This window comes from Thalassotalea nanhaiensis, from assembly GCF_031583575.1.
In the GTDB taxonomy this organism is placed as follows: domain Bacteria; phylum Pseudomonadota; class Gammaproteobacteria; order Enterobacterales; family Alteromonadaceae; genus Thalassotalea_A; species Thalassotalea_A nanhaiensis.
In genome coordinates, this window is the sequence record NZ_CP134146.1 from 2,038,875 (window position 1) to 2,060,623 (window position 21,749).

At 37.8% G+C, this 21,749-nt stretch carries 19 protein-coding genes; 7 read left to right on the forward strand and 12 right to left on the reverse strand.

Features of this window, described 5'->3' with window-relative positions; genetic code table 11:
• The first annotated feature begins 27 nt into the window (after positions 1–27).
• A complete protein-coding gene (locus RI845_RS08940) occupies positions 28–1,569 on the forward strand; it encodes a cytochrome ubiquinol oxidase subunit I (RefSeq protein WP_348389391.1) in 1,542 nt (513 codons plus the stop codon).
• Between the two features lie 169 nt (positions 1,570–1,738).
• On the opposite strand, the gene RI845_RS18840 is transcribed toward RI845_RS08940, so the two are convergent.
• On the reverse strand, positions 1,739–1,921 hold the full coding sequence (locus tag RI845_RS18840) for a CBU_0592 family membrane protein (protein ID WP_451923616.1): 183 nt from the start codon (positions 1,919–1,921) through the stop codon (positions 1,739–1,741).
• 397 nt (positions 1,922–2,318) lie between these two features.
• Here RI845_RS18840 and nhaA point away from each other — a divergent pair, with 397 nt between their 5' ends.
• A complete protein-coding gene (gene nhaA / locus RI845_RS08945) occupies positions 2,319–3,518 on the forward strand; it encodes a Na+/H+ antiporter NhaA (protein WP_348389392.1) in 1,200 nt (399 codons plus the stop codon).
• 101 nt (positions 3,519–3,619) lie between these two features.
• Here nhaA and RI845_RS08950 read toward each other — a convergent pair whose 3' ends face one another.
• The 6 genes from RI845_RS08950 to udk all read right to left on the reverse strand — a co-directional run bounded on the left by RI845_RS08950 (position 3,620) and on the right by udk (position 9,333).
• A complete protein-coding gene (locus RI845_RS08950) occupies positions 3,620–4,303 on the reverse strand; it encodes a penicillin-insensitive murein endopeptidase (protein ID WP_348389393.1) in 684 nt (227 codons plus the stop codon).
• A 62-nt stretch (positions 4,304–4,365) separates the two neighbouring features.
• Complete coding sequence (locus RI845_RS08955) at positions 4,366–5,817, reverse strand: alkaline phosphatase (RefSeq protein WP_348389394.1); 1,452 nt, start codon at positions 5,815–5,817, stop codon at positions 4,366–4,368.
• Between the two features lie 116 nt (positions 5,818–5,933).
• Positions 5,934–6,518, reverse strand: a complete 585-nt coding sequence (locus RI845_RS08960) for a thymidine kinase (protein WP_348389395.1) — start codon at positions 6,516–6,518, stop codon at positions 5,934–5,936.
• An 89-nt stretch (positions 6,519–6,607) separates the two neighbouring features.
• Entirely contained in the window at positions 6,608–7,375 is a 768-nt protein-coding gene (gene deoC / locus RI845_RS08965; RefSeq protein WP_348389396.1) for a deoxyribose-phosphate aldolase, read from the reverse strand.
• A gap of 51 nt (positions 7,376–7,426) precedes the next feature.
• Positions 7,427–8,674: a NupC/NupG family nucleoside CNT transporter gene (locus RI845_RS08970; RefSeq protein WP_348389397.1), complete on the reverse strand. Its 1,248-nt coding sequence runs from the start codon at positions 8,672–8,674 to the stop codon at positions 7,427–7,429.
• Positions 8,675–8,694: 20 nt separating this feature from the next.
• Positions 8,695–9,333 carry a uridine kinase gene (udk, locus tag RI845_RS08975; RefSeq protein WP_405054112.1) on the reverse strand — a complete coding sequence of 213 codons (639 nt, stop codon included), beginning with the start codon at positions 9,331–9,333 and terminating at the stop codon, positions 8,695–8,697.
• A 177-nt stretch (positions 9,334–9,510) separates the two neighbouring features.
• Between udk and RI845_RS08980 the strand changes: the two genes are divergently transcribed.
• Positions 9,511–10,731 carry a phosphopentomutase gene (locus tag RI845_RS08980; RefSeq protein ID WP_348389398.1) on the forward strand — a complete coding sequence of 407 codons (1,221 nt, stop codon included), beginning with the start codon at positions 9,511–9,513 and terminating at the stop codon, positions 10,729–10,731.
• A 192-nt stretch (positions 10,732–10,923) separates the two neighbouring features.
• Entirely contained in the window at positions 10,924–13,221 is a 2,298-nt protein-coding gene (locus RI845_RS08985) for a TonB-dependent receptor (protein ID WP_348389399.1), read from the forward strand.
• Between the two features lie 144 nt (positions 13,222–13,365).
• Here RI845_RS08985 and RI845_RS08990 read toward each other — a convergent pair whose 3' ends face one another.
• On the reverse strand, positions 13,366–15,597 hold the full coding sequence (locus tag RI845_RS08990) for a tetratricopeptide repeat protein (protein WP_348389400.1): 2,232 nt from the start codon (positions 15,595–15,597) through the stop codon (positions 13,366–13,368).
• Positions 15,598–15,976: 379 nt separating this feature from the next.
• Here RI845_RS08990 and RI845_RS08995 point away from each other — a divergent pair, with 379 nt between their 5' ends.
• Positions 15,977–16,366 carry a DUF3718 domain-containing protein gene (locus tag RI845_RS08995; protein WP_348389401.1) on the forward strand — a complete coding sequence of 130 codons (390 nt, stop codon included), beginning with the start codon at positions 15,977–15,979 and terminating at the stop codon, positions 16,364–16,366.
• 140 nt (positions 16,367–16,506) lie between these two features.
• On the opposite strand, the gene deoD is transcribed toward RI845_RS08995, so the two are convergent.
• Complete coding sequence (gene deoD, locus RI845_RS09000; RefSeq protein ID WP_348389402.1) at positions 16,507–17,220, reverse strand: purine-nucleoside phosphorylase; 714 nt, start codon at positions 17,218–17,220, stop codon at positions 16,507–16,509.
• A 73-nt stretch (positions 17,221–17,293) separates the two neighbouring features.
• A complete protein-coding gene (add, locus tag RI845_RS09005; RefSeq protein ID WP_348389403.1) occupies positions 17,294–18,298 on the reverse strand; it encodes an adenosine deaminase in 1,005 nt (334 codons plus the stop codon).
• A gap of 268 nt (positions 18,299–18,566) precedes the next feature.
• Here add and aroG point away from each other — a divergent pair, with 268 nt between their 5' ends.
• Together aroG and RI845_RS09015 are read left to right on the forward strand one after the other, a co-directional pair.
• Positions 18,567–19,622 (forward strand): 3-deoxy-7-phosphoheptulonate synthase AroG, encoded by a 1,056-nt coding sequence (gene aroG / locus RI845_RS09010; protein WP_348389404.1) that lies wholly within the window; start codon positions 18,567–18,569, stop codon positions 19,620–19,622.
• Between the two features lie 2 nt (positions 19,623–19,624).
• Positions 19,625–20,011 carry a DUF2750 domain-containing protein gene (locus tag RI845_RS09015; protein ID WP_348389405.1) on the forward strand — a complete coding sequence of 129 codons (387 nt, stop codon included), beginning with the start codon at positions 19,625–19,627 and terminating at the stop codon, positions 20,009–20,011.
• A 73-nt stretch (positions 20,012–20,084) separates the two neighbouring features.
• Here RI845_RS09015 and RI845_RS09020 read toward each other — a convergent pair whose 3' ends face one another.
• Both RI845_RS09020 and RI845_RS09025 read right to left on the reverse strand, forming a co-directional pair.
• Positions 20,085–21,326 (reverse strand): Y-family DNA polymerase, encoded by a 1,242-nt coding sequence (locus RI845_RS09020; RefSeq protein WP_348389406.1) that lies wholly within the window; start codon positions 21,324–21,326, stop codon positions 20,085–20,087.
• Entirely contained in the window at positions 21,314–21,727 is a 414-nt protein-coding gene (locus tag RI845_RS09025) for a LexA family protein (RefSeq protein ID WP_348389407.1), read from the reverse strand. The genes RI845_RS09020 and RI845_RS09025 overlap by 13 nt, the downstream gene beginning before the upstream one ends.
• Positions 21,728–21,749: the final 22 nt, after the last annotated feature.

Genomic DNA, 21,749 nt, shown 5'->3' on the forward strand with positions numbered 1-21,749 from the left:
GTGACATATAGATTGTAAAGGAAGAGTATGGAATACATAGATTTTATCAATAACGCTCGTGCAGAGTTTGCCCTCAGTATGATGGCGCACCATGTCTGGGTTCCTATTTATATAGGGGCAGTGCTCGTTGCTGCTATATTAGAAACATTGTATGTTCGTACTGGTGAAATTCAATATAAATCATCGGCAATATTTATTGGTCGCATGATGCTGCCTACGTTTCTATTTATTGTTCTGTTGGGTATTGCTACGCCACCTTTCTCTGAGGACTGGGCACAGTGGTGGCGATATGTTCAAATCCTAGACCCAGAAGATCTAACTGGTCGTATTCCATCAACTTTGATCGTAGTAACGATAATTGCCTTTATCATCAACCAAACATGCTGGGATCGTATCCCACCAAAAGCACACTTAATTTCGTCTTGGATTTTACCTATTATGCCCGCTTTGGCTGAATCTTCTGCTGTTGCAGTTAATGGTTGGATGCAAGCACCCCATGCAACTTCGGTGTTTGACTTAGATACATTTGCTTATGTTAGAGAGAGCATGGCTGCATATTTCTTACAACCTATGACATCAATACGATTCTTGCACAATTTTTCTGCTACCTATCTAGTTGGAGTAGGGGCAATATTAAGTTTGTCTTGTTATTTTTTGTTAAAGAATAAACATCAGTTCTTTACCCAAAAGGCAATTTTAATCTCTTCGATAGTAGGTGTTGTGTTTACCATTTCAGTTATCGCTGGAGGGGATGCTCAGGGACGTGCAGTACATGAAACACAACCGATGAAACTAGCATCCTTAGAAGCCTTGTGGGAAACAGAGGCAACTCCTCATTTTGTTCTGTTTGCTATTCCTGATGTAGAAAATATGAGAAATAAATATGAAATTGCCATTCCTCACATATTAGGATTTATGCTAAGCAGTAGTGAAGATCAACCTGTAAAAGGCATTAAACAGTTATTAATCGAGAATGAACGCAGAATTCGTAATGGCTTAGTCGCTTATCAAGCAATGAATTTGTTTGAACAAGACCGTTCAAACGAACAAGCTAAGCAATCGCTATTAGAAAACCATAAGGATCTTGGTTATGCCTACTTACTTCATAAATACACCGGTAACATTTTAACCGCAACTGATGCCGATATTAAAAATGCAGCCAAAGATACTATGGCAAATATAACGTTTTTGTTTTTCAGTTTTCGTATCATGGTTGTAGCAGGGGTCTTATTACTCATCATTTTCTCTTATTGGGCTGTGAGAAGTTATAAAAATGATTTAGCATCGGCTTCTGGGTTTATTATCAAAGCTTCAATATTCACACTACCAATCGCTTTAACAGCATACCTACTAGGTTGGGCTCTTTCAGAAGTAGGTCGACAGCCATGGATTATTTATGAAGTTTTACCTACGATTTCTGGTGGTGGTTCATACAAAAATGGGGAGTCTGCTGGCTTTTCATTTAACGAGTTAATATTGACTACTATCGTAATATTTACTTCGTTAACGGCACTCATTGTTAGGCAAGTTCGCAAGGGACCACCGCATCTTGAACCTCGTGTCGATTAATTATATTTGGAGATTTAAACCATGATGTCATATGTTATTTTTTATTTACTTACAATTATTGCAGTGTTTATTATCTTTAAAGTTGATGATAAACAACAGCGTAAGTAAATAGTTCAGAAGCGAAGGTCTAATAAACCCTAAAGGACAATTTTAGGTGGCAATTTTAAAATTATGTAGGTTTAATTTTTCGACGCTTATAGTTGATTAGGCTGACTATGGCAGCAATAACCCAGAAAATATCAATAACGAAACTCGCCAAATTAAAATTAATGCAAAGGCTGGTAAAAAGTAGGATAGCGCCCACTAAATTTGATAAATTATAATTCAACCCTTTTGGAACAATCTTATCCATTTGAATTAAGTAAAAGCCAAAACAACCATTATTGTTCCAGCCATACCGACGATATCAGCCAACATAAATCCCCTTAGATGAACCTTTTAATTGGTTCTTGGTCATATAAATCTCGGTTCCTTGAAGAAACAACTTATTATTCCAAAAAGTGAGGTTAACCTTTTAACAAACCGCACTATTTTAGGTGTTTAGGTATAATTAACAAGCAAGAAACTGTTCTGTATTGTTAACTGCAAATGTATTTAACGTTAACTTATTGAATTAGTTGCCAGAAACGGGTGGTTTTTAGTAACTAATTGTTAAAAACAAACTAAAATTAATCCAAGTTTTGTTATTATTCGTGATACTTAACAATTAAGTGCATTCCCAATTTTATCTCTAACTACAATGGAGCGTTATGAACAACCAAGATAATTTTATTAGCAGCTTTTTTAAACTTGAATCAGCCGGTGGCATCATATTGATGATGGCGGCAGTTCTTGCCATGATTTGTGCCAATTCTTCTTTAGATATTTATTACAACCTACTTTTAGATACTCCGGTTGAAGTTAGAGTAGGCCCTTTAGAAGTGGCTAAGCCCTTATTATTATGGATAAATGATGGCTTAATGGCGATATTCTTCTTTTTAGTGGGCTTAGAGCTTAAACGAGAATTAAAAGAAGGCGAACTCGCCGATAAACGAAATATTATACTGCCAGGCGTTGGGGCTATTGGTGGTATGTTAATTCCAGCACTTGTTTACGTGTACTTTAATTATGATGATCCTGATGCAATAAATGGTTGGGCCATTCCTGCTGCTACTGATATTGCTTTTGCGTTAGGTGTGTTAACGTTGCTTGGCTCTCGTGTGCCAACCTCGGTTAAAATATTTTTAACATCACTTGCTATTTTTGACGATATTGGTGCAATTATTATTATTGCCTGTTTCTATACTGACGATATTTCCACTACCGGTTTGATCATAGTTGCCTGTTGTTTGCCTATCTTGTATCTGTTAAATCGCAATAAAGTTGAAGCACGAAGCTTATATATGGTTATAGGCGCAATTATGTGGGTTGCCATGCTCAAATCTGGTGTTCACGCTACGTTATCTGGGGTATTAGTTGCTTTATTCATCCCTATGCGCTCAAAAATAAACCCAGATTATTCACCGTTAAAAACCTTAGAGCATGATTTACATTCAGTGGTGGCCTTTATTGTGCTACCAGTATTTGCCTTTGCCAATGCAGGGATAAGCTTAAAAGGTGTAGGGTTTGAAGATGTCATGCACAGTGTGCCAGTTGGTATTGCCTTAGGCTTACTCATTGGTAAACAAATAGGGGTGTTTGGTTTTTGTTGGTTAGCAATCAAGCTTAACTTTACGCAACTGCCTAGTGGTATGAATTGGAAAACGCTCTACGGTACTGCCGCATTGTGTGGTATTGGTTTCACGATGAGCTTGTTTATCGGCTCTTTAACATTTGAAGCGAACGCAATGGTTAAGCTATTTGATGAACGTTTAGGTATTATTGTTGGCTCTTTACTGTCAGGAATAATCGGATTCTTGGTGTTGAAGTATTCATTACCCAAAGAATCAAAAACTAACGAAAACCTATAGTTGTTATAGATTTAAAAAGGCTTATTAATTAAGCCAATTATCTAACTTAGTTTATAAACTCCTTATACTGCAGGGTATAAGGAGTTTTTTTATATTAAACCTTATTTACAAGGGATATCAAAATCAACATGGTAGTGTTCATCATGCCTGACCCAAGATCGTTTTTGAGAAAACTGTATGTTAGCTTTTAAGTAGTTGGCATACTTTGTTTTGAATAAATGTGGTTGTAATTTAGGATCAAATATTACACGCCACAAATCATAGCCTTGTTTAACGGCTTCTTTATGTAATGAAACGATGTGTCCAGCTAAAGCATCATAATCAATTTTATATTCATCAAAATTGCCTACTTGGTCAAACTCAATGCTATATCCAAATTTGTTGAATGGGTGGGTAGGAAGGTGTACGGAGTTACCTTTAGCATCAAGTACTGGTGTCATGAAATCAACGGACAAGCCATTTTGATGAGTTTTGTGTGGACTAAACTTTCCACCATCTTCAAAGCCGGTTTCTGCATATTTAAACACTTTATCAGGCTCGGTTTGTTCTAGATTAGAATATGAGTTAACTATGATATCGTTAACTTTGGAATGAACATAAGTTCTGCCTGCTAATCTAGCGACATTACTATACGCAACAAAGTTATTCCCTTCACTGGGTAACTCAACTCCTTTTTTTAAGCTGCCTGCGGAAGTTGTGCCATAACAAACACTTTCCTTCGAGGTAAAATCCGAGGCAGTTAATACAAATGGTAATACAGCAATGGAAGTTAGATGTCCTAACATTATTTTAACTAAATCCTTTTATCAATGTCATCGCAGACTAATAGCAAATGAGTTTTGAAAAATCACTCTCTACCCATCAATTTAAACAACTTGTCTGCAATTTCAATGTTGTCTTGGTAGCCATAAAACTCTTCTTTACCTTGGCCAACGGCATAAACAGGGACATCAATTCCTGTGTGGCCGCCTGTTGTCCAGCCACTATGGGTACGTAAATCGATAATGTTTTTAATTGCTTTATAATATTGTTTGGTTAACGCTTTCTCTGCTTCAATCGGCGTTTGTTTTTGTTGACTTGCAGCTAAGGTCTGTTCAAGTTTAATGACATTAAACTGTAAAACTTCGTCATCTGTAATAGGAAACCCTAATAATTCAGTAATTTGTTGATCGGTAATCTTATTTGTTGCTAAAAGTGAGGCTATTTTTTCTGGTGACTTTTTTAATAACTGAATAAAGTGAGGTTTCCACTGATAAGTATTTTTCGAACCAATACTAAGGCCACCAGTATTGTGATCAGCAGTAAGTACGACTAAGGTGTCAGGGTGTTGCTTTACATAGTCATCCAGAAATTCCATGGTTGCAGATAAGTCATCCATTTCACCCATGGCATAGGCGATATCATTACTGTGGCCACCCCAGTCAATTTGGCTCGCTTCAACTAATAAAAAGAAGCCCTTATCATTTTCTAATTGCTTTATGGCAGTTTGAGTTAATGTTTTCAGTCTATATTTATCTTCATCATCTAGCGCAGCAGGTAAGGCAACATCAGCAAATAAACCTAGCACTGGTTGGTTTTTGTCTAGAGTACTTAATTGACTGAACTGATCGATATATTGATAGCCGGCTGCAACAAATTCATCTTTTAGGTTTCTATCATCTCTAATAAAATATTTAGTGCCACCGCCGAGCATTACATCGGCTTTAAATTTACCATCAACTTTTAAATCATAATAGTTATCAGCGATAGCATTATAATTTCCACGCTTTTCATTTTTAGCTATGTACGAAGCAGGCGTGGCATGAACAATTTGTGAAGTAACGGCAATGCCCGTTGTTTTGCCAATAGATTTAGCCCATTCAAGCACGGTTAAGTGGGCTTTCTTTTGTTGGTCTATACCAATGGCGCCATTATAGGTTTTAATCCCAGCAGCAAGCGCAGTTGCACTAGCCGCAGAGTCAGTAACAAAGAAGTTATTTTTTTTAACACCACTGGCCAACGCTGCGGCACTAGCATCTGACGTCGAGATATACCCTGATTCTGATGCAGGATATGTACTTGCAGAGCCAACTAGAAGCTTATCAAATATTGTCCGTTCAACTAATGGCGTATTTGGGTTGTCATGATAATAACGAAATGCAGAAGGGTAGACAGGACCCATGCCGTCGGCTACAACCATTATGATATTTTTAGGTTTTACTTGGCTTTGTGGTGAAACAGTATCTTTCGAGCCACAAGCGCTTAGAGTTAATACAGAAAAGCTTATGGCTAATAAGCTTGGAGTAAGTTTGAAATTCACGACAACACCCTGAAAAAATTCATTTTTTAAGGATGAGAATACTAACATGCTTGTCTATAGGGTTAAATCTTACTTTTAATAAAATAACTAATTATTAAAGCCGCGTTCACAAACAGTCATTTTTTGTTCCAAACAAGGGCTTTAAAGTGCTGCCGGCAAACAGACTCATACACATCATTACCACCTATCTGTACTTGCTCTCCTTGCGTCACCGCTTTGCCTGCTTCATCAAAGCGAATAATAAAGTTTGCTTTACGGCCACAATGACACACAGTTTTCAGCTCGACCAATTTATCTGCCCAGGCAAGTAAACATGCACTACCTGTAAATGTTTCCCCTAAAAAATCGGTTCTTATGCCATATGCAAGTACAGGTATAGATAATTTATCAACAATTTCAGTAAGTTGTATAACTTGCCGTTTGGATAAAAATTGCGCTTCATCGATAAGAATACAATGAATTTGTTCGTTGGTAAGCATTTCATTGGTTTGTTGAAACAGATCTGAGTTTTCATCAAACAGTATGGCATCTGATTCAATACCGATACGAGAGGTTACTTTACCAACACTAAATCGATTATCGAGCTGAGCAGTAAATACCTTAGTATTCATGCCACGTTCAATGTAATTATATGACGATTGCAGTAAAGAGGTCGACTTACCGGCATTCATTGCCGAGTAATAAAAGTAGAGTTGTGCCATAAAATTAAGCTCCAGAAAGCTAAAAGCCTATTTTTTACCACTATTGTGGTTCAAATAGGCTTGATCAATATCTTATTCTATAAATTTTGTTAGTAACCAGACGTAGGTTTTGCTGCACCATGGCCAAGGGTTGCAAGCAAGTTGCCTAATAAACCACTAGCACCAAATCTAAATGTTTTAGCAGAAATCCAAGCATCGCCCAAAATATCATTTGCTAAATCAATATAAACTTTGGCATCTTCAACACTTCGTACACCTCCTGCGGCTTTAAAACCAACGTTGGGGTTTGTGTCTTTAATTACTTGTAGCATTAATTTTGCTGCATGGGGAGTTGCATTAATAGGGACTTTGCCGGTAGATGTTTTAATAAAGTCTGCACCGGCGTTGATTGAAATCTCACTCGCCTTTTTTATAAGTTCATCGGTAGCTAATACACCGGTTTCAATAATGACTTTTAATAGTACATTATCAGGGCAGGCCGCCTTACAAGCTTTTACCAAATCGAAGCCAATATTTTCATTGCCGCTCATTAACGCGCGGTAGGGGAATACTACGTCAACTTCATCAGCACCATAGGCAACAGCGGCATTGGTTTCTGCTACAGCAATATCTATATCATCATTACCGTGGGGAAAGTTTGTTACTGTGGCGATCAAAATACCGCTATTGTTTAATAACTTTTTCGCCGCGGGTATAAATCTTGGATAAATACAAATAGCAGCTGTGTTGCCCGCTGCTGACTTTGCTTGTACGCATAGCTTAGCAACAATCTCATCAGTATCATTGTCATTTAACGTGGTTAGGTCCATGTAGCTTATTGCTTGTTTAGCAACTGCATTCATGTTTTCAGGAGTCATATTTACCTCGAATAAAAAAAGCCCGCAAACTATGCGGGCTTATAAAGTAGTTTACGCTAGAGAGATGAACACACCAGCAATTGCAGCACTCATTAAGTTGGCTAGGGTAGCCGCAAATACCGCTTTCATGCCCAGTTGAGCAATATCATGACGGCGTGAAGGCGCTAATGTACCTATACCACCAAGTAAAATAGCAATAGAGGCTAAATTAGCAAAACCACAAAGAGCAAAAGTAATAATGGCTTGTGTGCCAGAGCTTAATTGATCTTTGATATCCATGAAATTGATATAGGCAACAAATTCGTTAACCACTACTTTTTGACCAAGTAAACTACCTGCATGGAATGCTTCACCCCATGGAACACCTAACATATAGGCAACAGGTTGAAGGGCGTAGCCGAGGATCATTTCCAATGTTAAGCCATCAACACCAACCAAGCTGCCTAGCCAGCCTATTAGACCATTTAATAATGCAATTAGTGCAACAAATGCCATTAGCATAGCGCCAACATTAAGGGCAAGCATCATACCTTTACTTGCACCTTCAGCTGCGGCATCTATAACATTAACAGCATCTTTTTCTTTACCTTCATCAGGTACTTCTTCAAAGTCATTGGTTGGTTCTTCAGTTTCTGGCATGATGAATTTTGCCATTAATAAACCACCTGGAGCGGCCATGAAACTTGCTGCAATAAGGTATTTTAATTCAACACCCATCCCAGCATAGCCAACCAGCACAGCACCAGCAACCGAAGCCAATCCACCTACCATTACTGCAAACAGCTCAGAGCGAGTCATTGTTGGTAAGAAAGGGCGCACCACTAAAGGCGCTTCTGTTTGACCGACAAATATATTCGCCGTTGCGGATAATGATTCTGGATGGGAGGTTTTTAATATTTTGGCTAAACCACCACCTAAGAATTTTACAACTTTATCCATAATGCCTAAGTAATAGAGTACAGCGATTAACGATGAAAAGAACACGATAACAGGTAAAACACGTATCGCGAAAACAAAGCCCACGCCATTGGCAAACATTGCATCGGTACCTAATCCACCAAATAAAAAGCCAATACCAGCCGCAGAGTAATCAATGATACTCGCCACTGCATCAGATACACTTTCTAATACAGCTCTACCGCCATCGCTATAAAGCACCAACGCAGCTAAAAACACTTGGATTGCAAATGCACCGCCAACAGTACGCCAGTTAATATTTTTTTTGTGTGAGCTTGCTAAATATGCAACGCCTAGAATCAAGAAGATTCCAATCACACCACGTAAAGTATCAAAGTCCATCAATTCACCTATGGGTTAGTTTATAAATTCGCTAGTTCGCGAACTTTTGCTTTTATTAATTCAAGAGCCATTCTATTGCGGCCCCCTTTAGTTATTACTATATCGGCATGCTCTCGCGATGGTTCAATATAGCGGTAATACATTGGACGAACAGTGTCTTGGTACTGGTTAGTCACTGATTCTAAATCTCGGCCACGCTCTTCTAAATCCCGTTTTATACGGCGGATCAAACAAATATCTAATGGTGTATCCATGAAAATATTTATATCAAATCGCTTACGTAACGCTTTATCAGTAAGTAATAAAATACCTTCTACTAATACAACTTTTGCAGGGTTTATCACTTCAACCTCATTACTACGAGTATGTTCAGTATAGCTGTAAACGGGCACGTTAATGGGCTGGCCTTGACTTAATTCTAATAAGTGCTGTGCTAACAGCTCATGTTCAAATGCTTTAGGGTGATCGTAATTAGTTTTTATACGTTCTTCAAAAGGCAGGTGGTCTTGGCAGCGATAATAAGAATCTTCTTTAATAATCGTCATGCTATCAGAGCCAAGTTCGTCGACGAGCTCATCATATATTGTTTGGGCAAATAGAGATTTTCCCGATGCCGAAGCACCCACAACAGCAATGATTGTTAGGTTATTAATTGACAAGAATTTTCCTAAAAAATCTACACTTGTAAATAGTATCGACTATTTTCCATTAAAAACTAGTGAATGTTAAGGAATTATTGATTTAAGTACAATTAATCAAATGAATGTATAATATGTTTACATGAAATTAATCAGTTATAGACTGATTATTGTAAGTTATTAAAAAGGTGGAAGTAAATGGCAAGAGCTTTAGTGTTAGTTATTGATAGTTTTGGTTTAGGTGAAGCGCCAGATGCTGATAAGTTTGATGATGTTGGGGCAAATACCTTTGCTAATTTGGCTGACGCTTTTCATCATGAAACCGGCCGAAAGTTAGATTTACCGAGATTATCATCTATGGGATTAATACATGCGGCTACCAATGCGGGTAAAAGATCTCCTGCTGTTAATGGCAGTGCTCCACAAAGTGGTGCATTTGGTTATGCTGCAGAAATAAGCTCTGGTAAGGATACGCCAAGCGGTCACTGGGAAATGATGGGAGTACCAGTATTATTTGATTGGGGTTATTTTGATAATAAAGCCGAGTCATTTTCAAGCGAGTTACTTGCGAAAATTTATCATAAAACTGGTATTCAAGGCTGTTTAGGTAATTGTCATGCCTCTGGTACAACAATTATCGCTGAGCTTGGTGAAGAACACATGAAAACAGGTAAGCCTATCTGTTATACCTCTGCCGATAGTGTGTTTCAAATTGCCGCGCATGAAGAGTCCTTTGGTTTAGAAAATTTAAATAAATATTGTGAACAAGTTCGTGAGTTACTAACCGAACTTGATTTAAATATTGGTCGTGTTATCGCTCGTCCATTCATTGGTACGTGTGCTGATGATTTTGAACGTACCGGTAATCGCAGAGATTATTCCATTTTACCTCCAGCGCCAACCATGCTTGATAAACTGGTAGAAAATGGTGGCAAGGTGGTAAGTATTGGTAAAATAGCTGATATTTATGCGCATCAAGGTATTTCAGAAGGGTTTAAGGCGACTGGTCTAGAAGCATTAATTGATACCAGTATTACTCAGTTAGGTTGCCAGCCTGATAATAGTTTAATTTTTACCAACTTAGTTAATTTTGACCAAGACTTTGGTCATCGTCGCGATCCAATTGGTTATGGAAAAGCGTTAGAGTATTTAGATGATCGCTTAGAAGATATTATTAACGCCTTGCATGAAGACGATATGTTGGTATTAACCGCTGATCATGGTTGTGATCCAACCTGGCATGGCAGTGATCATACCCGCGAATATGTACCGGTAATGTTTTATCAAAAAGGTATGCCTGCCATAGATTTAGGTGAACGTGACACCTTTGCTGACATAGGCGCCACACTTGCGGATATGTTCGAACTTTCGCCGTTAGAGTATGGAAAATCATTCAAACAGCAGTTAAAAGTATCGTAAGTTAAAAACTTGTTAAACACCTGGTTACAAAAATAAACGGGTGTTTAACATATCATTACACTTTCAATTCCTTTATAATTCTCCCTGTAAAATTTTGTTGTATTTACTTACATAAAAAAATAAATAAAACCTAAACCGTTTTGCTGTTTACCAAAAGTGATCAAAATCACTGTGTAGACACAGGGAGAAAACATGAAAACCTTCAAAAAGCATGCTCTAACCATGGGCATCCAAGGCGCGTTATTGTCTGTTATGGCAACAATGTCACCAACTACTCTTGCTGCTGAAGAAGCAGAAGCTCTTGATTCAACCAAACTAGAAGTTATCGAAGTTACAGCACGTAAACGTGTAGAGAACGTACAAGAAGTTCCTATTTCTGTGACTGCGCTACAAGGTGAAAAACTTCAAGCTATCAGCTCCGGCGCAATGGATATTCGTTTTTTAAACGCACGAATTCCTAGCCTTTCAGTTGAATCATCATTCGGTCGTACTTTCCCTCGCTTTTATATGCGTGGTTTAGGTAACTCAGATTTCGATTTAAATGCATCACAACCGGTTTCTCTTGTTGTTGATGACGTTGTTCAAGAAAACCCTATTCTTAAAGGTTTCCCTGTTTTTGATGTTGCTCGCGTAGAAGCACTAGGCGGCCCACAAGGTACATTGTTTGGTCGTAACACGCCTGCTGGTCTTGTAAAGTTTGATTCTGTAAAACCATCACAAGATTTTGATGCTTTTGTTTCAGTTTCATACGGTAGCAAAGAAACGTCTGATGTTAGAGCTGCCGTTGGTGGTGGTTTAACAGATAACCTTTCTGCTCGTATTTCAGTTTTAAATCAAGATCGTGGTAACTACATTGACAACAAAGCTCCTGGCTATGAAGAAGATGATGTATTAGGTGGTTATACAGACCAAGCTATGCGTCTGCAGTTTTTATACGAAGGCGATGATTTCAACGCTTTATTTAATTACCACATGCGTGATTTAGATGGCGAACCAGTTACTTTCTACGCGAATGCATTTAAGCCAAATTCAAATGAATTAGGCGGTGATGGCTGGGACGGTAGAGATACTGTTTGGCATGACTCGGCTTCTCGTGCAACTCAACAAGTTGAAACTGAAGGTGCTAGCTTAAAGCTTGATTTTGATTTAGGCGACTACACTGTTACGTCAATTACTGGTTATGAAAGTGCTGAGTTATTCTCTCGTGCTGATGTAGATGGTGGTTACGGTGCTGGTTGGGCTGTTGATTGTTGTGGCATGCCAATGGGACCTGGTTTAATTATGATTGATTCAGAAACGTCTGATGGCATTCCTGATCATGAACAAATTACTCAAGAACTTCGTTTAACGAGTAACCTTTCTGGTGATTTTAATTATCAAGTTGGTGTGTTTTACTTCAGCGAAGATTTAACTATTGAAAGTTATGCCTATGAAACTGTATTTGGTTCAGGTGCTGAAACTGGTTACGTTATCCAAGAACAAGAAACTACGGCATGGGCGGTATTCGGTTCATTTGATTATGACTTCTCTGAAAAAATGTCTGCAACTTTCGGTATCCGTTATTCAGCTGATGATAAAGAGTACTCTAACTTAAGAACTATGGCTCCTTTAGGTTTCTTAGGTCAGCCTGACAATGTTGCTGGTGAAGTTGAAGTTGATGATTCTCATGTTAGTTGGGATGTTAGTGTTAGCTACAAATACACAGATGATTTAAATATTTATGCTCGTGTTGCTGACACATTCAGAGCGCCAAGTATTCAAGGTCGCTCATTATTTGCATGGAACGATGGTATTTCTGTTGCTGATTCAGAAACGATTTTATCATTTGAAACTGGTGTTAAATCAGACATCCTAGATGGTAGTGGCCGTGTTAATGCTTCTGTTTTCTATTACACCATGGAAGATCAACAATTAACGTCTGTAGGTGGCGATAGCAACACTGCACGTTTATTGAACGCTGATGAAACTGTTGGTTACGGTTTCGAACTTGATTCAGAGTTTATGTTAACTGAAAATCTTGCTGTTACGTTTGGTGCTAGTTACAACAATACTGAATTAAATGACGATAATCTTTCAGTACCAGTTTGTGCACAATGTACAGTAACTGACCCGCTTAACGGCAATGGTCAAGCAATTGTAGATGGCAATAGTCTTCCACATGCACCAGAGTGGATCTATACATTTACAGCGCGTTACTCTCGTGAAATCGGTGATGGTGAATTTTATGTTTACACTGATTGGGCATACCGCGATGAAATTAGCTTCTTCTTATATGAGTCAACAGAATTTACTGGTGATGCATTATTAGAAGGTGGTGCTCGTACAGGTTATGCTTGGGAAACAGATTCTCAAGAGTATGATGTTTCATTATTTGTTCGTAACATGACAGATGAGCAACAAGCAATTGGCGCAGTAGACTTTACTAACAATACCGCTATTGTTAATGAAGAACGCTTTGTAGGTGCTGAGTTTAAAGTTAGCTTCTTTTAAGGACTACTTTAAATTTATTACCCTTTAAGTTGTATTCAACTTAAAGGGGCTATTCAAACGACTTAACTCTTACGGGTTAAGTCGCTTCTTAAATTTTTAATATAATCACTTCAAACCTTCTCAGGCTATACGACTACTTTTTTCCTATTGTATTGAATGGAAAGGAAATATTTCTCCATTAATACGCATGTTTTTGAATTTTTCTCGTTCTTTATTTAGCCGGATTTTCATTGTTCGCTGTAGTGTTTGAAATTTAGGGTCGTCACGAAATACGTTATAATCAGGGTCAGTGACAAGTTTTTCTGAGTGCCAACCTTCTTCGACAATGTTAGTAAAAGCTTTAAGTGCTGCCTTTTCATTTCCCATTGCCAAGTAAATTTTAGCCTCCCAGTTATTATGAAGGTCTGTCCAACTTCCATGCATTCTAAATTGAGCAGCTTTAAGACTAGCTTTCAATAACCTATCTGCCTGTTCCGTTTGTCCTTGTTTTTTTAATAATCGGCCAAGTGTAAAAGCGATAGCATAATTGGATTGGTCTACCTTTGCATCAGCCTGAAAAAATTCGGGATAATTATTTTGGTAATATTCAATGACTTCTGCCGCTCGCTGAGTTTGTAAGCTTGCTTTCATTAAATTATACATAGACTCATTAGCTAACCAAAAGTCTCTTGATACCTTAAGGTAGGAATCAACAGATGCATTATAGTCGCCGTTAAGTGCATGCATCATCCCTAAACCATGATTTGCTCCACTATATTTTGGAGCAAGCTTTACAGCACGGTTAAACCATGATGAAGCAAGTTTCTTTTCGCCTAAATGCGCAAGTGTCATACCGACTAACAATGAATTAAAGGGCACATTAGGCTCAAGTTCAACTGTCTTATAAAGTGATCTAAGAGCTTCTGAAATATTTTGTTCACCAAAAAAACTAATAAATGCCAATTTTGTATGAGCGATGGCGTAGGTGGGGTTGCGGGCAATAACATCCTTTACTATATTCTTTGCTTCTTCAAACCTCCCTACGAAAATTAGACCTTGTGCTAGAGACAGGACCAAGCCATCATCTTTTGGATTTAACGAATAAGCTTTTGCAAATAAGGTAATGGCTTTAGGAATATTGATTTTATACTTCATAAATAAACTACCGTATGACGCATAAGCCTCGGCATTATTTGGATTTAAATTGATTGCTTTTTGATAAGCCGAATCAGCAGCGCTAAAGTTTTGTTCATAGCTCTTAAGTGAACCAATAGCTCGATGAAGTTCACTATCATTACTATCTAGCTTCATCGCAATAGCAATCAAAGATTTAGCTTTCACTATTTGTTCTTCTACTGGTAAACCCGTCCAGTAAATTTGCCCAACGTGTAAATTTGCTAATAATGCGTATGCGGTGGCAAAATTAGGATCTAGTCTTACTGCTTCCTCTAAATAAACAATTGCTTGCTGATTACCATCATGTGTGTGCTTTGTGCTACTTTCTTTTGCCCTAAAGTATGCTTCTAAAGCAGGCAGGTTTTGAGTTGGTAGTTTTTCAATATAAGCTAATTCTTTAGGTGAAAGCGTCGTTTCAAGCTCTGCTGCAATAGTTTTAGCTATTTCTTCTTGAATATCAAAAACATTTTTAGCTGTGAGTTTTCTGGTATAGCTTTCTGACCAAATATTTTCATTATTTAAGGCATTGACTAAATGAACATTGATACGAATTTGCTCCGTAGCTCGTTGTACACTACCTTGCAGAATTGTTGTTACACCTAGCTCTTTGCCGATAGTTTGTAAATTTTTACTACTATTTTGGTAAGTCATCACAGAAGAACGAGAGATTGACTTTACAGCACTAATTTTTGAAATGTGTACCAGTAAGTCATCATGAACTCCTCTGGTAAAGAAAGCGTCCTTCTCCAAATCACTATGATTTTTAAATGGTAAAACGGCAATTGACTTTTGTTTGGGAATATTAGTTTGATCCATCATGGCTTTTTCGCTATTAAAGAGCCATATATAACTAATGATAAATATGAATAGTAAACTTACTGCAACTAAGGGCTTTACATTATGTTTAAAGCCAAGAGCTGTAAAAATAAATTGAAAAGTCGCATTAATGCTAGATAAAGAGATGTTGAGTTGTCTATTTCCACTCGCTAGCTCTATTTCAGCAATAAACTGATAACCCCGTCCACGAGTCGTTTTTATAATACTTTGTTTTTCACCATCATCACCTAAAGCTGCGCGCGCGCATTTTATATTATTGCTTAAAGTGGCATCACAGACTTCACGACCCGCCCAAAGGTTTTTGAATAATTCATCTCGAGATACTAGTCTACTTCTATGTTCGATCAGGTATAAAATCAAATCAAATACATGAGGTTCTACCAATCGCGGTATTCCATTGACCAGCAAAGTGAAATTTTCAGTATTTAGCTCACAGCTATCGAACCTGAATATCATTTGGTTTATGTCATCCTAGTTGGCATTTTCAATTTTGCTCAACCTATTATTTTTTATTAATGATAATTTTTAATCAATAATAACAATGAGGTACAAAATAAATAGGTAATCCATAGCTATTCCATAGCAAATAATAGAAAACGCATAGGGTAAGCAAGCACACTTTCACTATATTGAAAGTGTAGTCTAGCTTTCGTAACAATGTGTATAACTACTTTTTGTTGCGAATTCATAGTTCATCTTAGTCAATTTTACTTGATGATTGCAGCACACTTGTCGTCATGAGTAATGATAGGAGTAAAAAATTATGAAACCAACCAAATTACTACTAATTGCCGCGGCTATTTTCATGATGAATAGTGCTTATGCTGTTCAATATAAATTCGTAGCCAAGGATAATTCTGTGTACACAAAAATGTGTGTGCTTGCAGGTAATAATGAACAAGAGGCTCTAAAAAAAATCTTAAAACGCCAGAGGGAAAGAGTAAAAACTCTTGCAAATACGACTCGTTGCAATGATATGTATATTGCAAATTTTGCCAAAACGTATCATGCCGATTTGACTTTTGAATACTTAAAGAAATACACCCGTAGCGACATTTTAGATAAAGCACCAAAAGTATCCATTCAGGACATCGCACGTGTAAATAAGGGAAAATCAACGGAAGAAATTATTTTAGTTTATGTAGGTAATTAAGTTACCTGAAAATACATCACTAATAACTGAGGTTTGTACTGAGGGAGGTGCTTTTAGGTGGTATCACCATCCCTCAATGTCACTATGCCATATACAGAAGTAATTCCAATATATTAACGATGTTGTAAAGTTTAGAGCTATTAACCTTGTAACAACACTGACTCTAAGGCAATTTCCATCATATCTCTAAATGATGTTTGTCTGTCTTGTGCAGACAGGCTTTCACCGCGTTTTATATGATCGCTCACTGTTAATATACATAATGCTTTTTTACCGTATTCTGCGGCAACCCCGTAAAGACCTGCAGCTTCCATTTCAACACCTAAAATGCCGTGTTTGGCCATAGTATCGAAAAATTCAAATTCAGGCGTATAGAACAAATCAGCAGTAAAAATATTACCGACTTTAATTGGTTTATTTAAGTTGGCAGCAGCATCTACAGCATTTTTTAATAGGCCAAAATCAGCAATTGCAGCAAAGTCATGATCATTGAAACGTATGCGGTTTACTTTTGAATCAGTACTTGCACCCATACCAACAATAACATCCATCATGTTAATGTCGTCTAATACTGCACCACAGCTGCCGATACGGATAATGTTTTCTACGCCGTAATCTTTATAAAGTTCAGTGGCATAAATAGAAATAGATGGTATACCCATACCTGATCCCATAACCGAAATACGTTTACCTTTGTAAGTTCCGGTATAACCCAAGATATTACGAACGGTATTAAAACAGACTGCGTCTTCAAAAAAAGTATCCGCAATTAATTTTGCTCTAAGTGGATCGCCTGGCATTAGCACTGTTTCTGCTATATCACCGACGCTGGCTTCTATGTGTGGAGTGGCCATATTGATAATTCCTATGTCTTAGGTGTTTTTTAAAAGGTATCTAAATCCATGTTTTAGTAGGATTTGATGGTAATTAAATTTTAGCTGACTTTTCAGTAAGCAAAGTTTGTTTTTCTGAATCACTTATAAACGCCGCATTTAACGCGTTTAACTGTATATCCTGTAATTGCTGGGTGGTTAAACCTAACTGCTGTTTCGCCAGTGTATATTCGTGTTTAAGCTCAATACCTTCTACCGCTGGATCGTCAGTGTTTAAGCACACTTTAACGCCATGTTCTAAGAAGGTATGAATAGGGTGGTCGCTTATGCGATCAATTGTGCCCGTTTGATAGTTAGAGGTTAAACAAGTTTCTAAGGTGATGTTGTTTTCGGCTAAATAATCCAGTAAATGTTTATCCTCATAGCTTTTAACGCCATGACCGATGCGCTGAGCTTTTAACAGCTTAATTGCATGCCACACGCTTTCAGGCCCTGCGGCTTCACCTGCATGAATAGTTACGTTCAAACCTGCGTTGGCAACTTGTTTGAATTGATCTTCAAACAAGTTTGCCGGCTTACCAAGTTCATCGCCCGCAAGGTCTATGGCAACAAGGTGATCTTTATGAACAAGCAGTGAATCAAGTTCATGTTGGCATTTTTCTAGCCCAAACGTACGGCTTAATATTCCGATTAAATTGGCCTTTACGCCAAACTCTTCGCAGCCTTGCTTAACACCTTCAATAACTGCAGCAACAACATCTGCGGTTGGTAAATTGTGCTTCATTGCCATGTAATAAGGTGAAAACCTAAGCTCGGCATAATCTATGCCTGCTAACGATAAGTCTTCAACGTTTTCAAAGGCAACACGTTTACAGTCCTCTAAACTCGATAATACATTTACACCCCAGTCGAGTTTTACTAAAAACTCCATTAAGTCACTGGCTTTATCTTGAATGCGTACATGAGGAATAAAGTCGTTAAAATGCTCAACCGGTAAGTCTATGCCATTTTGTTGGGCTAGATCCCATATGGTATCTGGTCGAATATTTCCATCAAGGTGTCGGTGTAAATCTATCAGCGGCAAGGTTTCACAAATCATTTAAAGTAGCCATTTAAAATTGAATGAAAAAAGTAAATATAAATATAGTCTGTATTTTGCTCATACAGGGTAATTTTATGGTTTACTTGTTATTTACGGCGAAGTTTAAATTATTTTACTTAAAAAATCAGAAAATTGTCTTAAAAACCATATCGGTTGGCTATTTTATTAACAATTAGAGCATTTACTGAAATTTGTCATTGGCTTGTTTATAAAACACTGCTAGATTTAGCCCTATAGATAACCCATTAAACAAAAAGAGCTGACTATGTTGTTTCAAACCGATGATGTTCGTATTAACCAAATTAAAGACTTGTTACCACCGGTTGCATTACTAGAGCGCTATCGTACCAACGAGAAAGTTGCAAAAAGTGTTGTTGGTGGACGCGAGGCGATCAGTAACATTTTAAATAATAAAGACGGCCGTTTATTAGTTGTTATAGGCCCGTGTTCAATTCATGATCCTATTGCCGCACTTGAATATGGCAGTCGTTTAAATAAGTTGCGTACTAAATATAAAGACAGTTTAGAAATTGTAATGCGTGTTTACTTTGAAAAGCCTCGAACAACTGTTGGTTGGAAAGGTTTGATCAATGACCCTCATTTAGATGGCAGTTTTCAAATTAACGAAGGTTTACGCATAGGCCGTAAATTGTTATTAGATTTAAATGACATGGGTTTGCCAACAGCGGGTGAGTATTTGGATATGATCACTCCGCAGTACATGGCTGATCTAATGTGTTGGGGTGCTATCGGCGCTCGTACTACTGAATCACAGGTTCACCGTGAATTAGCCTCAGGTTTATCATGCCCGGTAGGTTTTAAAAATGGTACCGATGGCACAATTAAAGTTGCTATAGATGCCATTGGTGCGGCGAGTGCGCCACATCACTTTTTATCAGTAACCAAACTTGGCCATTCAGCCATTGTTGAAACTAAAGGTAATCCAGATTGTCATATAATTTTGCGTGGCGGTAAAAAGCCTAACTATCACGCGGAAGATGTAAACTCAATTACTGAACAGCTAGAAACTGTCAATTTACCTGCTAAAATTATGGTAGATTTTAGCCATGCGAACTCTAGTAAAAAGTTTGAAAACCAAATGCTGGTTTGTGACGATGTTTGTACGCAAATGACTAGCGGCAATGAGTCTATTTTTGGTGTTATGGTTGAAAGTCACTTAGTCGAAGGCCGCCAAGATATTGTAGATAATAAAGTTGAAACGTACGGGCAAAGTATTACTGACGCTTGTATTGGCTGGCAAGATACTGAAGTATTATTAGAAAAACTAGCAAAAGCTTCTACTCAACGTATGCAGGGCTAACTATGGTTTTAATTGATAAAAACAGTGTAAAACTCTCGGACGAACAGCGTTACGACTTGTTTATGCAAAACTTGATGAGCGAACGTGAAACGTGGATCTTAACGGACGAGCATGGCGCTGTAATGCTTACCGAGAACGAAGAAGATTACGTACCGTTTTGGCCTACAGAAGAAACCGCATCTTTATGGGCAACTGATGAATGGGATCATTGTCAGCCAAAGCTTATCAGCTTTGATGAGCTAAAAGACAAATGGCTGCCAGGTATGGAAGAAGATGATTTATGCTTAATTATTTTCCCAACTACCCAGCTCACCGGACAAGTGTTCTACCCTTGGGAGTTCAACCAAGTATTAGATAAAAAGCTGACTAAACTTGCTCGCAAAAACTAATCGTTTAATACTAATATAATCCATCAAAGGCGCTGTTTAGCGCCTTTTTAATGTGTGTGGTATTACATTGCTTTTAACAATGTATTTTAGGAATGTCTTGCCATTGGCTGGTAAACCTTGGGGACATAAACTCGCGTCGCATATGAAATTTTTCTGTTTTCATTGAGCCAAGTTGTAATGTGCCTGAGCCATAACGGTTATTAATGGCATCGAGGCATTGCATTAATTCAATGTTGTTGGTGTCTTTAGCAAATAAATCTGGCTGATAAATATTGGTATCCAATTCTATTGCGCCAACGCCACAACGGTAAAACTTAACACCCGGGTAATATATTTTCTGTACCGCTTCTGCCACACAGGAAGCTATATACAGAGTATTGTCTGTTGCAGAAGAAAACTGTACCTGTACCGCGTTTTTGTAGTAGTCATCATCATGAGGAGAGCTTGAGGCAAATACACTAATACGTTTGATCAGTGATTGTTGCTCACGTGCTTTTTTGGCAACAATATAAGCATGGAATACTAATGCAGATTTTAGGGCATTAAAATCAGTTAAGCGTTGACCAAATGAACGGGTTGAAAAGATTTCTTTTTTTGCCTGCTTTACCTCATCCCATGATAAGCATTTGATCCCATTTAATTCGTTAATGGTGCGTTCAACCAATACTGAAAATTGTTTACGCATTTGTTTCGGGTTTTGTTTTGCTAAATCAAACGCCGACTTTACCCCAAGCACGTTAAGTTTAGCGCCAAGCCGAGTTCCAATTCCCCAAACTTGTTCAACCGACATGCGCTTTAAAATATCTTTTTTATGCGTATCGGCAATGGCAACACCATCAAAGCCACTGAGTTTTTTAGCGGCATGGTTAGCCGCTTTTGCTAACGTGGGAGTCGAGCCAAAGCCTACACCTACAGGTAAACGGGTTTCTTTCCAAACCGCTTTACGTATCTGTTGACCATAATTGTGCCAATCATTAATACAGGCATAGTTGTTAAACGATAAAAATGATTCATCAATGGAGTAGATATGCTGATTGTCACAAAATCGAGATATAACATTCATCATTTTTTCTGATAAATCGGCATACAACTCATAATTTGATGAACGAATTACAACATTGTGTTTTTCTAAAAAACTCTTTATTTGAAAGTAAGGCTTAAATTTAGGAATGCCAAGTTTTCTGGCAATAGGGCAAACCGCACAAATACAGCCATCATTATTGGTAAGCACCACAACCGGTTTATTTCTTATGGTTGGATCAAACACTTTTTCTGCCGAGGCATAAAAGGATACTGCATCGACTAATGCATACATGCGATTATTTCTGGTGCTTGGTGATGTAGACGAATAGAGCGAATAACGACACCTTCAATTTGAAAGTCATCACCACGAGTAATGGTTACAGGAGAGTGGGTTGATGATGCAGAAATTAACCTTGCTTGCACTTTATCGAGTATTTTACAAACAAAGCAGCCATTGTAGTTAGCGACAATCACATCACCATTTTTGCAATTAAGTGACCGATCAACAATTAATATATCACCGTCATAAATGCCAACGCCTTGCATAGAATCACCACTGGCTTGACCAATAAAAGTGGCATCGGGATGGTTTATCAATAGTTGATCTAAGGATAATCCCAACTCTTTGTATTCTGCGGCAGGAGATTCAAAGCCAGTAATTCCAGCTTCTGCATAAATCGGAATTATTTTCATAAACACCTATACTGTAAATTTG